Below are 12786 nucleotides of genomic sequence, written 5' to 3' on the forward strand. Positions count from 1 at the left end.
CGTTGTTTGGCGCCGAGCGGCCCGCAGATTGCTGCGGGCCGCTCTTTTTTCGCCTAACTTTGCAGCAGCATGAGAATTGGCATTTTCTTCGGTGGCCCGTCGCGCGAACGGGAAATTTCCTTTGCGGGGGGCCGCACGGTTTACGACAACCTCGACAAGTCGCTGTTTCAGGCCGTCCCGGTGTTCGTGGACAGCCACGGCAACTTCATCCTGCTCGACTGGCAGTACCTCTACAAAGGTACCATCCGCGACTTCTATCCCCCGGTGTCGGCTTTGCCGCATTCCGACCTGAAGCTGCAGGTGTACCTGGAGAGCCTCGGCGAATTGAGCCGCGACGAGCAGGACCGTATTATCGCGGAAGTAGGCCGCCGCCTGCGTCCCGACGAGCTGCCTGAGCTCATGGACTTCGCCTTCCTGGCCCTGCACGGCCCGTCCGGCGAAGATGGCGCCATCCAGGGCCTGCTCGAATGGTACGGCGTCCCCTACTCCGGCTCCGGCATCCTGCCCTCAGCCTTCGGCATCGATAAGATTGCGCAGAAGACGCTACTGCATGCGCTCAATCTGCCTTCACCGGCCTTCCGCGTGCTCACCGCCGAGGAGTTTGACGCGGCTAAACCCGACGCCCTGCTGGCTTACCTTGAAAAGGAGCTGAGCCTGCCACTGGTGGTGAAGGCCCCGCGCCAGGGTTCGAGCATCGGCGTGAGCATCGTGCGCGATGCCGACCCAGCCAAGTTTGTGGCCGCCGTAGAGCGCAGCCTGTTCCGGCGCACCATCCAGAAAGATTACTGGCAGCACCTCGGCGCGCACGAGCGCATTGCCTGGGCACAGCAGCTAACCGACATCCGCGAAGGCATCGGCTTGCCGGTGATTCTGGATGCTGATGACGATAAACTGATTTACTCGCCCGAGGAGCTGCTACGTGCCATTGATGGGCGCCTGACTTTGCAGGACTCCGTGCGGCTGACCAATGTGCAGGGCGAGCAGCAAGTGCTGGTGGAAGCCTTCGTGCAGGGCCGCGAGTTTTCGTGCATCGTGGTGGAAGACGTAGATGGCCGGCCCCTGGCCCTCCCCCCCACCGAGATTGTGAAGGGCGAGGAGATGTTTGATTACCGCTCCAAGTATCTGCCGGGCATGGCCCGCAAGATTACGCCCATCGACCTGCCCGAGGCCGACATTCAGCGTATCCGCGAACAGTGCGAACAGCTATTCCGCACCTTCGGCTTCCAGGTGTATGCCCGCCTCGACGGCTTCATTACCGCCAGCGGCGATATTTTCCTGAATGACCCGAACACCACCTCGGGCATGCTGCCTGCCTCGTTTTTCTTCCACCAGGCAGCCGAAATCGGCCTGAACCCCTCGCAATTCCTTACCTACCTGATTCGCACTTCCTTGGCTGCGCGTCGGCGGGCGGGGCTGCAGCCGGTAAAGCTGGGCCGCCAGCTCAAGCAGCTGGATGCCGCCGTAGCTGGCCGCCAGCAGGAACAGCGCCAGCGTACGAAGGTAGCCGTGATTATGGGCGGCTACTCGTCGGAGCGCCACATTTCAGTGGAAAGCGGCCGCAACATCTACGAGAAGCTGTCGTCATCGGCGAAGTACGAGCCGGTACCGGTGTTCCTCACCGGTTCGTCCGAGAACTACCAGCTGTACGTGCTGCCCATCAACGTGATGCTGAAGGACAACGCCGACGATATCCGCGACAAAGTGCGGCATTACGAGGCGGGCCAAGGCCAGCATCCCATTCTGGAGCGCATTCGGCAGGAAGCTTCGCAAATCACCCACACCTACGCCGCCCTGTCGGTTGCTACACCCGAGCAACTGACCTTTGAGCAGTTGAAGGAGCGCGTAGACGAGGTATTCATTGCCCTGCACGGTCGCCCCGGCGAAGATGGCGCCCTGCAGCAGCAGCTGGAGCGTGTGGGCCTGCCCTACAACGGCTCGGGGGTGGAGTCATCGAGCATCACCATCAACAAGTTCGAAACCAACCGCCGCCTGCGCGAAGCCGGCCTGCGCGTGGCCGAACACCGCCTGGCCTCGCGGCTGGAATGGGAAGCCGACCCGGAAGGTTTCTACCGTTCGCTCGAAGAGCAGTTTCACTACCCCTTCATCGCCAAGCCCTCCGACGATGGCTGCTCATCGGCGGTGAAGAAGATTAAGAACCGCGCCGAGCTGGAAGCCTTCAGCCGTCTGATCTTCCGCGACCAGGAAGACCTGTTCGAAGACAGCGCCCGCACCCTGAGCCTAGGCTTCAAGGAAGAGTTTCCGCGCAAGGAAGTGTTCCTGGTAGAAACGCTCATCTCCCGCGACGGCGCCAAGCACTTCCTGGAAATCACCGGCGGCCTGCTCACCCACCGTCGCCAAGACGGCGGCCGTGACATCGAAGTGTTCGAAGCTTCGGAAGCGTTGGCTACCGGTGAAGTACTCAGCCTGGAAGAGAAATTTCTGGCTGGTGAAGGCCAGAACATTACGCCTGCGCGTTACGCAGCCGATGCTGTAGAACGCCAGCGCATCTCGGATGAGGTGAAGGAGGAACTGCGCCGGGTGGCCGAGGTGCTGAACATCGAAGGCTACGCCCGCATCGATGCTTTCGTGCGGGTGCGCGAGACCGGTGCCGTGGAAGTGCTCATCATCGAGGTAAACTCGCTGCCCGGCATGACGCCCGCCACCTGCATCTTCCACCAGACGGCCCTGGCCGGCTACACCCCTTACGACTTCATCGACCGCATTCTGGAGTACGGCAAGAGCAGAAGTGAGAGGTTAGAAGCGAGAAGTTAGACTTCGTTTCAGCTTCCTTCTCACCCAATCTCACCTCTCACTTCTCACCTCTCACCTTAAATGGCTTTCCTTAAATCCGATACCTGGTTCGACCTCGTCAAGCACCTTGTGGTGATTGGGCTGGTGTCGTTGCTGCTGCTGTTCCTGTTTTTCTTCGTGTACCTGCCCATTACCACCAATCACGGCGAAACCATACCGGTGCCGAAGGTGACGGGTATGCAAATGGCTGATCTGGAGGATTATCTGGATGAGCGCGACCTTGCCTACTTTGTGGATGATAGCAGCTACACGCCGGGTATTCGTCCGGGCACGGTGCTGACGCAGGAGCCTAAGCCGGGGGAGAAGGTGAAGGAGGGCCGCAAGATTTACATCTCGGTGGCGATGAAAAATCCCCCCGTCATCAAGATGCCCAAGCTGACGGAAGGCTCGCAAAAGAACGCGCAAATGATTCTAAGCAGCTATGGCCTGCAGGTGGGAACCATTACGCTCGTGCCTGATCTGCGGCAGAACGCAGTGCTGAAGCAAGTGGTCAACGGCAAGGAAATAGCGCCCGGCGACCCTATTGCCAAAGGCACCCGCGTAGATCTGGTAGTAGGCGACGGGCTCGGCAACCAGGAATTCCCCGTTCCCAGTGTGGTAGGCATGCCTGCTGATGAGGCGACTACGCTCTTAGCAGGCCAGGGCCTGCAAATCGGTGAAATATTCTATCAAGCTCCCGAGGCCGGCCAAACGGAAGGTACGGTGGTGAAACAGCGCCCGGAAGCTTCTGGCGGGGCCACGATCCGCTCGGGCCAGCTCGTCGACTTGTGGGTTGCGGGTCAGGAGCCGATCAAGGCTGTGCAGTAGCCGTAACGGGAGTATGAGCAATAAAAAAGCAGCCGGGAGAAATCCTGGCTGCTTTTTTATTGCGTCCAGACGGAGATTATAGCGCGTTTCAGATAATCTTTTCTGGTAGTGGCTCGTTTGGGGTGTGTAACTTACCCGCCTATGACTTTTCAGCTACGCTTACCAGTTATTGTTTGGGGTCTGCTGCTTGGTTTGGGGCTGAGCCCGCTGACGCTGCAGGCCCAGCAGGACGGCCTGATGCCTTTGCCCGCCGATCCGGCGCGTGCCCAACAGCACAAGGCTACCACAGAGCAGCAACGCACCACGCTGATCACGCTGCCTTTCTTTGAAGACTTTGCCGGGCAACGCGAAGGCAGCCCTAGCGCCGACCGGTGGGAAACCAAGGGCGGCGCACTGGTCAACGAGCGTTTTGCGCAGGCACCTCCCTCCCGCGGCGTGGTCACCTTCGATGGCCTGAAAGCCAACGGTCAGCCCTACGGTGTGCCAGCGGCCTACAACATTACCGACACCCTCACCTCCCAGCCCATCGACCTGAGTGGCGTTCGGCCTACCGACCGCGCCTACCTCAGCTTTTTTTGGCAGGCGGGGAGCATCGTAGGGGCACCTTCGGCGCACAGCAGCAGCCGCTCGGTGTACCTGGAGTTAGAATTCCTGACCAATACCGGCGCTTGGGTACGCGTGTGGCGCCGCACCAGCGAGGGGGTGCGCACCGATTTTGCGCAGCGTTTTATTGCGGTAAACGAAGCACGCTTCCTCCACGCCGGCTTCCGGTTTCGCTTCCGCAGCGCCGGCAATCAGTTTGGTACCCGCGACACTTGGAACCTTGATTACCTGGTACTGGACCGCAACCGCGACACCACCAACGTTTCGTACGCCGATGTGGTGCTGAGCCGGCCCTTATCATCGCTGCTGAAGCGCTATTCGGCGATGCCGGTGTGGCAATACAATGCTGCTCCCAATCCTGAGCTTGAGCTTAACGACAGCACCTCCACCACCTTCAATAACCTGGATGCCGGCGCGGTGCCGCCCACGCCCTTTTCGTGGCGCGGGGTGGTGCGCGTATTGCCCGGCGGTGCTGAAACGCAATTTCTGAGCGGAAACAGCACGCAGGCTGCCGGCACCCGACAGTTTTACATTGGCGGCTCGGCTCGCAGTACCCCTATCCCGGTATCGTCGGACCCGAAACGGGTGCAACACAGCATTTATATCTCGCTGCTGAACCAACCCACGAATCCGCGCACGGCACCCAACGATACCGTGCGCCGCATCACCGAACTCTCCAATTACTTTGCCTATGACGACGGCACTGCGGAGGCCACTACCCTGCTGCGCCAGAACGAAGCCCGGTCTACTTCCCGCGCTATGCGCTTCGTGCTCAACCGCCCCGACCAAGTGCAGCGTCTGCGTTTCTACTACGCCGGTGCAACGGCAGCCACCGGGGTAACCATTCCGCCCACCATCTCGCTGACCTTCGCGGTGTGGGAAGCGGGCAGCAACGGCTTACCAGCGGCGCAGCCCAAAGCCACCAAAGTAGTTTCACTGCCGACCACCGTGGCGGCAGGCGGTTTTCAAGAAGTTGTTTTCGATGCGCCAGTGCCGGTGAGCGGCACCTTCTTCATCGGCTACACCCAGCCTGCTACCAACCTGTTTATCCAGTTCGGAGCTGATCTAAACAGTGAACAGCCGCGCAACGCGTTCTACGATAATGAAACTGGCGTGTGGACGGTATTCCAGAACCGCAACGTGGTACCGGTAATGCGCCCCATCATGACGGGCATTATTACCAATAGCCGCAACAGCCAAAGCGCCGCCGCAGTCCAAGTTTACCCCAATCCCAGTTCGGGCCATGTACAGATAGCCGGCCGGTATGCCCGCGCTGCCATCCTCGATGCCTTGGGCCGGGAAGTGTGGCAGCAACCAGCTAGCCAAGCCGGCCAAGCTTCGCTCGATCTGCAACACTTACCGGTGGGCGTATACTTGCTACGCCTGAGCATGCCAGATGGCGCTTTGAGTACGCACCGGCTGGTATTGCAGCGCTAATGCGGCTGGAGTAAGCAGAATTCCGTTTTTTAGCAGCGAGGGCGCTTCGCATCTGCTTTATTAGCGCCTAGTTCTCTTCCTCATCATTCCCCATGAACGACATCACCCCCTCCGAGCTAAAAGAGCGTCAACAGCAAAATCAAGCGCCCATCATTATTGATGTGCGCGAAACCTGGGAGCACGAAGAAAGCCGCATCGACGGTAGCCAGAACATTCCGCTGGGTGAGCTGCCTACCAAAATCGAGGATCTGGAGGCTATGAAAGACCAAGAAATTGTGGTGCATTGCAAAGGCGGCGGCCGCTCGGCCACGGCCAAGGCTCTGCTGCAGCAGCACGGATTCCAGAAAGTGCGCAATCTGCTGGGCGGCATCACCGCTTACAATGCTGGTTAGGCTCCAGCCCTAGGCTTTCAACCAGCCAAACATTCCTTAAAGGTGGGCCCGCACTATGGCGCGGGCCTTTCTTTTTCTGGTCCCATTACGCCAGAATCAGTTGCCCGGCATCGGTGTAGCGCAGTTGTCCTACGTCTACCAAATCCCGGACGAGCGCCGTCACGGCATCCACTTGCGCGGGCTGAAAGCCTGCCAGCAACTCCCGCGGTGTACGCGGGGCAGTACGCAATTGCACCAGGACTTGCTCCCGCAAATCAGTGCCCACGGCAGGTTGCTGCTGCTGCCGACGCTTTTCGGCCAGACACTGGTCGCAGATGCGGCAGGGCTTGCTGTCCAGCTCGCCAAAGTATTCCAGCAGGAGCTGCTGCCGGCAGCGCGTACCGCTGGCATAGCGAATGACGGCCTCGGTTTTCTGCAAATCCCGTTCCCGGGCTTTCTGAAGAGCTTTTACATCTATTGGCAGGCGTTCAGCATCCAGCCGGGGCGTAGTAAACAGCGCCTGCGGCGAATCATGGCGCGGTTGGTACTGCAAGATGCCCGACTTCTGCAGAAACTCCAGCGTCTTGCGCACTTCCACGGTGCTCCAGCGCAGCTGCTGCGACAAAGCCCCTTCGGAAATATTCTGAAAGGAGGTAAATACCTCGCCACCGTAGAGCCGCAGAATGGCTTTGATCAGCTGGTCGTGCCTCACATTGGCCACTTGGTAGCGGTACAGGTCGCGGGCATCGATGGGAATGAAGACTTTGGCAGGATTGAATACGGCCTCGTTTAGCTGCACCAAGCCTTCTTTTTGCAGCGTGCGCATGGCATTGTGCACGTCCAGCGGCTTGAGACGGTAGGTGTGAGCAAACTGCTGCAAGTCGAAATCAAACGCGACCAACTCCCCGCCGCCCACAGCTGTACCGGAGTAGTTGGCCAACGCTTGGTACACCCGCTTCACCACGTCAATGGTTGGATGGCTGAGCGTTACGCGACGGCGCATCTCGTCGGCATCGTTTGGGCCCCAAAGCAGCACGGCGAAGGCGTAGAGTTCGTCGCGACCTGCGCGGCCGGCTTCCTGGTAGTACGCCTCCAGCGAATCGGGTGCTTCCAGGTGCACCACGCAGCGCACGTCCGGCTTGTCGATACCCATCCCAAAAGCGTTGGTGGCTACCACAATACGGGTTTTGTCGGCGGTCCACTCCTGCTGCACGCGGGTCCGCTGGTCGGCGGGCAGGCCGGCGTGGTAGGCTGCGGCGCTCAGGCCGTGCTGTTGCAGCCAGGCGGCAGCCTCTTCGGTTTGCTTGCGGGTGCGGGCGTACACCACGGCCGTCTTACCGGGCCCTACGCCCTTCAGCACCTGCAGCAGCCGTTGCAGCTTGTCTTCGGTATCGAGCACCGAGTACGACAGGTTGGGCCGCTGGAAGCTGCGCTGAAACGTTTGCCCCGTTGAGCCGAACCGCAGCTTATCCCGAATATCCACGCGCACCTCCTCGGTGGCCGTAGCAGTGAGAGCCAGCACGGGCACGCCGGGCAACAGCTCGCGCAAGGCACCGAGTTGCAGGTAAGGCGGCCGGAAGTCGTAGCCCCATTGCGACAGGCAGTGCGCCTCATCCACCGCAACGAGCTTGACACGCATTTTGCCCACGCGGGCCCGGAACATCTCCGTCAGCAAGCGTTCCGGCGACACGTACAGGAACTTCACTGGTCCATACACGCAGTTATCAAGCGTCTGGTCGATGTCGCGGTGGCTCATGCCAGCGTACACCGCTTCGGCCTTGATGCCGCGTTTACGCAGGTTTTCTACCTGGTCCTTCATCAAGGCAATCAGCGGCGAGATGACCAGGCATAAGCCGTCCTGCGCTAAGGTGGGTACCTGAAAGCAGATGCTTTTGCCGCCGCCTGTGGGCAGCAGCGCCAAGGTGTCCTGCCCCGCCAGCACCGAGCGAATGATTTCTTCCTGTCCCGGCCGGAAGGCCGCGTGGCCCCAGTGCTGGCGGAGAACGGAAAGAATATCTTCAGTAGGTGCGGCCACGATAGATGCGGTTTTCGGATTACGAAGTTAAGCAGCGCTCGGTCATGTCGAGCGTGAGCAAGACATCCAGGTAAGCACATATGCCCCGCGGCTGTATCGCTCACGCCCGGCATGACCTGATAGCGGCAGCAAGGCCACAAAAAAACCCGGCTCCTGTTGGAACCGGGTTTTTAGAACTTATTTGATTTGGCAGCTTAAGCAGCTACCTGACCGTTCTCACGGTCGTCGATGGTCTTCTTCAGGTTAGCAATAGCCTGCGTAGCACGCTCCTGATCCAGCTTGTTGATGTTCAGGAGCATTTTAGTCTTCTCCTGACGCGTAACCACCGGGTGGTTCAGCAGACGAATGATTTCCTCTTTCTGCTGGGCCGTGGCGTACGCCGGGTTGCTGGCAGCAGGGGCTACAGGTTCAGCGGCCGGAGCGGCTTCCACCTTCACCGCTTTCATGGGCGAGGCCTCAGCAGCGGGCTGACGAACTTCAGGCGTGTTGCCACCATACTCCATTTCTTCAGCCGGAGTAGGTTCGTAACCGGCGGCCCGGATAATCCATGCCAGAATATTGCGGTAAGCCTTGCCGATAGCGCGCGTTTGCGCCATGGAGGCAATAGCAAACTCCTGATAGAATTTTTTGCCCTGCTCTTTGTTGGAGCAGATAGCAAAGCCGGCGCCTACGGTGTGCTCCGAACGCATGTCAAACAGCGTCACCTTGGCCTGGTATTTAATCTCCGAGTCGGTACTCATGTTGATGACGTGGTCCACGATGGGCACAATGCCCAAGCGCGAGCCAGCGTATTGCCAGCCTTCCACGTTCACAAACTCTTTGCCTTGTACCGTCGTCGAGAGTTTGTTTTCCTTGATGAAGTTAGCCAGGTCCTTGGCCAACGCCAACGTCTCGTCTGAACGCGAGATGTCAAAGCTCTCCGCTTTCATTTTACGAACTTGGTTTTTGGTGTCCTTTTGTGCCTCAGTCATGGCTTTCTTCTTTTATCCCTGTAATACGTTTTGTGATACGTGAAGATAACAGAAGGAGTATACGTTTGGTGCAAAATAAAGGTCGTTTATTAGTAAATTTTATCTTTGATTATCAGTGCATTACAATACAATTAAAAATAATTAAAACTAACCATGTTAGTCAAACATCCGAAAAGGCACTTTTACCGATGCTTCAACCACTGATTTGACCTTTGTCGGCATGTCGAACAACAAAAAAACCCACGGTTATGTGACCGTGGGTTGGTGATTTCGGCAGCTTAAGTCGGCGCTACTAGCCGAAAAGCAGCTTGGCTGAAGCCTGTGAAAAAGCCTGCTATTCTAGAATGTGGCCGTCTTTCATGGTAATCTTCCGATCTGCCATTTCAGCCAGTTGATCGTTGTGCGTCACGATGACAAAAGTTTGACCTAGCTCTTTCCGCAGCAGGAAAAAGATTTGGTGCAGTTCCTGCGCATTCTGCGAATCGAGGTTACCGGAGGGTTCGTCGGCGAAGATGATTTCGGGCGAGTTGATCAGGGCCCGGGCCACGGCCACGCGCTGCTGCTCCCCGCCCGACATTTCACTGGGCTTGTGGTCGGCGCGGCGCTCCATGTTCAGCATGCCCAGCAGTTCACGGGCTCGTACGCGGGTTTCGGTTTCGGAGCGGCCGGCCAGGTACGCGGGCAAGCACACGTTCTCAAGGGCCGTAAACTCCGGCAGTAGGTTGTGAAACTGAAAAACGAAGCCAATGTGGCGGTTGCGGAACTTGGCAAGCTCGGAGCGCTTGAGCGTGCTTACGGACTCACCATCGAACAGCACCTCCCCGGTATCGGGAGTGTCCAGAGTGCCTAGTATATGTAAGAGCGTGCTTTTACCAGCCCCGGAGGAGCCGACAATCGACACGATTTCAGACTTTTCGATGGTCAGGTCGATGCCCTTGAGCACTTCCAGCGAACCGTAGCGTTTGCGGATGTTAACGGCCTGCAGCAAACCGACGTGGGGGTTAGGAGGAGAAGAGGCGAATAGCGACAAAGCTACGCAGAAAGCCTTGATGCCGGTTGTCTAGTATCTTGGCAGTATGCGTAGATGGCGGCTTATACGGAAGCTCGGCGGAAGTGGCTTGTTGCCGTTGGCATTGGCCCTGATGAGTACGCGCTGCGACGCGCCTGCCGAGTCGGCTGCGGCGGCAGAGGTAGCCCTGCCCAGCGCCACGAAGTATCGTGGGGTAAGTTGGGTAGCGGGCGACTCCGTCACAGGCACCGATTTTGAGGCCCTACGCCGCTCCCACGTCACTTGGATTGCCCAAACGCCGTTTGGCTGGCAGGCCGATTCGGCCTCGCCGGAAGTGTACCTACGCACCACGGCCCCACGCCACTACTGGGGCGAATCAGACAGCGGCTTGGTGCAGACCACCCGGCTGGCCAGGCGCTACGGCGTGCAGACGATGCTCAAGCCGCACCTGTGGCTGCGGGCCCGAGGCCAGTGGCCGGGTCAAATTCAGATGCGCTCGGCGGCTGATTGGCAAAAGTGGTTTGACAGTTATTCTACGTTTATTCTGCACTACGCCCGCTTGGCCGAGCAGCACCAGATGGAAGCCCTGTGTATCGGCACGGAGCTAAAGCACGCAGCGGTGGGGCACGAGGCCGAATGGCGGGAGCTTATCCGGCAGGTTCGGGCGGTATACCACGGCCAGCTTACTTACGCTGCCAACTGGCACGAAGAATACGAAGGCATCCGGTTTTGGGACGCCCTGGACTTCATAGGGGTGCAGGCGTATTTCCCACTTAGCCAGCAGCCGCAGCCCGACACGGCCACGCTGCGCCGGGCCTGGCAGCCGCACTTGGCGGCCCTGGCCCGCGTACAGCAGCGCTTTCGCAAGCCGCTGGTGTTCACCGAAGCCGGCTACCGGGCCATTCCAACGGCCGCTGCGGCCCCGTGGGAATGGCCCGATCCGCGCAAGCCCCAGCCCGACGACTCTCAAACGCAAGCCGCTTGCTACGAGGCATTATTTCGGGCCTGTTGGCAGCAGCCGTGGTTTGGGGGCGTATTTATCTGGAAGTGGTACCCTGGGCTTCCGCCCGATGGTTCGGTCCGCCGCCGCGCCGATTTTACGCCCCAGCACCGCCCGGCGGCGCAAGTTTTGGCGCGGTGGTACGGCCAATAGTCAAGCCTCACTCGAATGCTCAACGCTGGGTATTCTAGTCTGAAGAATATTTGCTAGTATCGTCAGAGCGTGGCACTGCCCCGCTTTCCTACTGCTTAATTACTGGCTGTGCCAGCCTTTCGCGTGACGCGTAACCTACTCCATATCACTTACTCTAGTCACCTTATCACTTCTCACGTGTAACCTGTCACCCATTTTCCCTACTTTCGCGGGACAATTCCGGAACCCGAAAACCCACCTCAAGTCCGACGTATGAACATTCACGAGTATCAGGGCAAGGACATTCTTAAGCGTTATGGCGTGCGCGTGCAGGAAGGCATCGTAGCCGAAACCGCTGAGGAGGCCGTTGAAGCCGCCAAAAAGCTAACCGAGCAGACCGGCACCAGCTGGCACGTAATCAAGGCTCAAATCCACGCTGGCGGCCGCGGCAAAGGCGGCGGGGTAAAGCTCGCCAAGAACCTTGACCAGGTGCGTGAAATCTCGGAGCAGATCATCGGCATGCAGCTGGTGACCAAGCAGACCGGCCCCGAAGGCCGTAAGGTGCACAAGGTGCTGGTAGCCCAGGACGTGTACTACCCCGGCGAATCGGAAACGAAAGAATTCTACATGAGCGTACTGCTCGACCGCACGTCGGGCAAGAACGTAATCATTTACACCACCGAGGGTGGCATGGACATCGAGGAGGTAGCTGAGGCGCATCCCGAGAAAATCCACCGCGAGCATGTAGACCCACGTGTAGGCCTTCAGGGCTTCCAAGCCCGCAAGATTGCCTTCAACCTCGGCGTAGAGGGTGAGGCTTACAAAGAGATGGTGAAGTTTGTGACGGCCCTGTACAAGGCGTACGACGACACCGACTCGGCTATGTTCGAAATCAACCCCGTGTTGAAGACCTCGGACAACAAGATTTTGGCCGTAGACGCCAAGGTGACCCTTGACGAAAACGCACTGTACCGTCACAAGGACTTCGCCGCCCTGCGCGACACCAACGAGGAAGACCCGCTGGAAGTAGAGGCTTCCCAGTCGAACCTGAACTACGTGAAGCTCGACGGCAACGTGGGCTGCATGGTGAACGGTGCCGGCTTGGCTATGGCCACCATGGACATCATCAAGCTAAGCGGCGGCGAGCCGGCCAACTTCCTCGACGTAGGCGGTGGAGCCAACGCCCAGACCGTGGAAGCCGGTTTCCGCATCATCCTGAAGGACCCGAACGTGAAGGCCATCCTGATCAACATCTTCGGGGGCATTGTGCGCTGCGACCGGGTAGCCAACGGTGTGGTGGAAGCCTACAAGAACATCGGTGACATCCGCGTACCGATCATCGTACGTCTGCAGGGCACCAACGCCGAAGAAGGCGCCCGCATCATCGATGAATCAGGCCTGAAGGTGTTCTCGGCTGTACTGCTGAAAGACGCAGCTCAGAAAGTAAAGGAAGTACTCGCTGGCCAGGAACAGACTGCTTAGTCAGCCCGGCACGCTATGATTACTGCCCACCTGGCCTTGCCGGGTGGGCTTTTTTTTGCCGTTGCCATCCGCTGCTAATGACCTAGTGAGCAATCCATTGACTTGATTATATATTGCTTTTCTATTAT

At 58.8% G+C, this 12786-nt stretch carries 9 protein-coding genes; 6 read left to right on the plus strand and 3 right to left on the minus strand.

Translation table 11 applies throughout. The annotated features are described in order from the left end of the window. Nucleotides 1-69: 69 nt before the first annotated feature. From AC5FXY_RS18095 to AC5FXY_RS18110, 4 genes are all read left to right on the plus strand, one after another. Entirely contained in the window at nucleotides 70-2772 is a 2703-nt protein-coding gene (locus tag AC5FXY_RS18095; RefSeq protein WP_493558118.1) for a D-alanine--D-alanine ligase family protein, read from the plus strand. Between the two features lie 60 nt (nucleotides 2773-2832). Next, nucleotides 2833-3618 (plus strand): PASTA domain-containing protein, encoded by a 786-nt coding sequence (locus AC5FXY_RS18100; protein WP_493558119.1) that lies wholly within the window; start codon nucleotides 2833-2835, stop codon nucleotides 3616-3618. A 141-nt stretch (nucleotides 3619-3759) separates the two neighbouring features. Further along, nucleotides 3760-5658, plus strand: coding sequence for a T9SS type A sorting domain-containing protein (locus AC5FXY_RS18105; protein WP_493558120.1), 1899 nt, complete (start codon nucleotides 3760-3762; stop codon nucleotides 5656-5658). Nucleotides 5659-5750: 92 nt separating this feature from the next. After that, nucleotides 5751-6050 (plus strand): rhodanese-like domain-containing protein, encoded by a 300-nt coding sequence (locus tag AC5FXY_RS18110; protein WP_493558121.1) that lies wholly within the window; start codon nucleotides 5751-5753, stop codon nucleotides 6048-6050. A gap of 85 nt (nucleotides 6051-6135) precedes the next feature. Here the strand turns inward: AC5FXY_RS18110 and AC5FXY_RS18115 are convergent, their stop codons facing one another. The 3 genes from AC5FXY_RS18115 to AC5FXY_RS18125 form a co-directional block, all read right to left on the minus strand. Continuing rightward, nucleotides 6136-8064, minus strand: coding sequence for a RecQ family ATP-dependent DNA helicase (locus AC5FXY_RS18115; RefSeq protein WP_493558122.1), 1929 nt, complete (start codon nucleotides 8062-8064; stop codon nucleotides 6136-6138). 194 nt (nucleotides 8065-8258) lie between these two features. Beyond that, nucleotides 8259-9035, minus strand: a complete 777-nt coding sequence (locus AC5FXY_RS18120; RefSeq protein WP_493558123.1) for a hypothetical protein — start codon at nucleotides 9033-9035, stop codon at nucleotides 8259-8261. Nucleotides 9036-9369: 334 nt separating this feature from the next. Continuing rightward, entirely contained in the window at nucleotides 9370-10023 is a 654-nt protein-coding gene (locus AC5FXY_RS18125) for an ABC transporter ATP-binding protein (RefSeq protein ID WP_493558175.1), read from the minus strand. Nucleotides 10024-10177: 154 nt separating this feature from the next. On the opposite strand from AC5FXY_RS18125, the gene AC5FXY_RS18130 reads away from it, so the two are divergent. Further along, nucleotides 10178-11197: a glycoside hydrolase family 113 gene (locus AC5FXY_RS18130; RefSeq protein WP_493558124.1), complete on the plus strand. Its 1020-nt coding sequence runs from the start codon at nucleotides 10178-10180 to the stop codon at nucleotides 11195-11197. Nucleotides 11198-11449: 252 nt separating this feature from the next. Further along, the gene (sucC, locus tag AC5FXY_RS18135) at nucleotides 11450-12658 is read left to right on the plus strand and encodes an ADP-forming succinate--CoA ligase subunit beta (RefSeq protein WP_493558125.1); all 1209 of its coding nucleotides are present in this window, start codon (nucleotides 11450-11452) and stop codon (nucleotides 12656-12658) included. Nucleotides 12659-12786: the final 128 nt, after the last annotated feature.

The organism is Hymenobacter sp. FMD4, from assembly GCF_058932745.1.

Coding starts and splice junctions, on each gene's coding strand:
- AC5FXY_RS18095 (WP_493558118.1), top strand. CDS start 70: ATGAGAATTGGCATTTTCTTCGGTGGCCCGTCGCGCGAACGGGAAATT.
- AC5FXY_RS18100 (WP_493558119.1), top strand. CDS start 2,833: ATGGCTTTCCTTAAATCCGATACCTGGTTCGACCTCGTCAAGCACCTT.
- AC5FXY_RS18105 (WP_493558120.1), top strand. CDS start 3,760: ATGACTTTTCAGCTACGCTTACCAGTTATTGTTTGGGGTCTGCTGCTT.
- AC5FXY_RS18110 (WP_493558121.1), top strand. CDS start 5,751: ATGAACGACATCACCCCCTCCGAGCTAAAAGAGCGTCAACAGCAAAAT.
- AC5FXY_RS18120 (WP_493558123.1), bottom strand. CDS start 9,035: ATGACTGAGGCACAAAAGGACACCAAAAACCAAGTTCGTAAAATGAAA.
- AC5FXY_RS18130 (WP_493558124.1), top strand. CDS start 10,178: ATGAGTACGCGCTGCGACGCGCCTGCCGAGTCGGCTGCGGCGGCAGAG.
- sucC (WP_493558125.1), top strand. CDS start 11,450: ATGAACATTCACGAGTATCAGGGCAAGGACATTCTTAAGCGTTATGGC.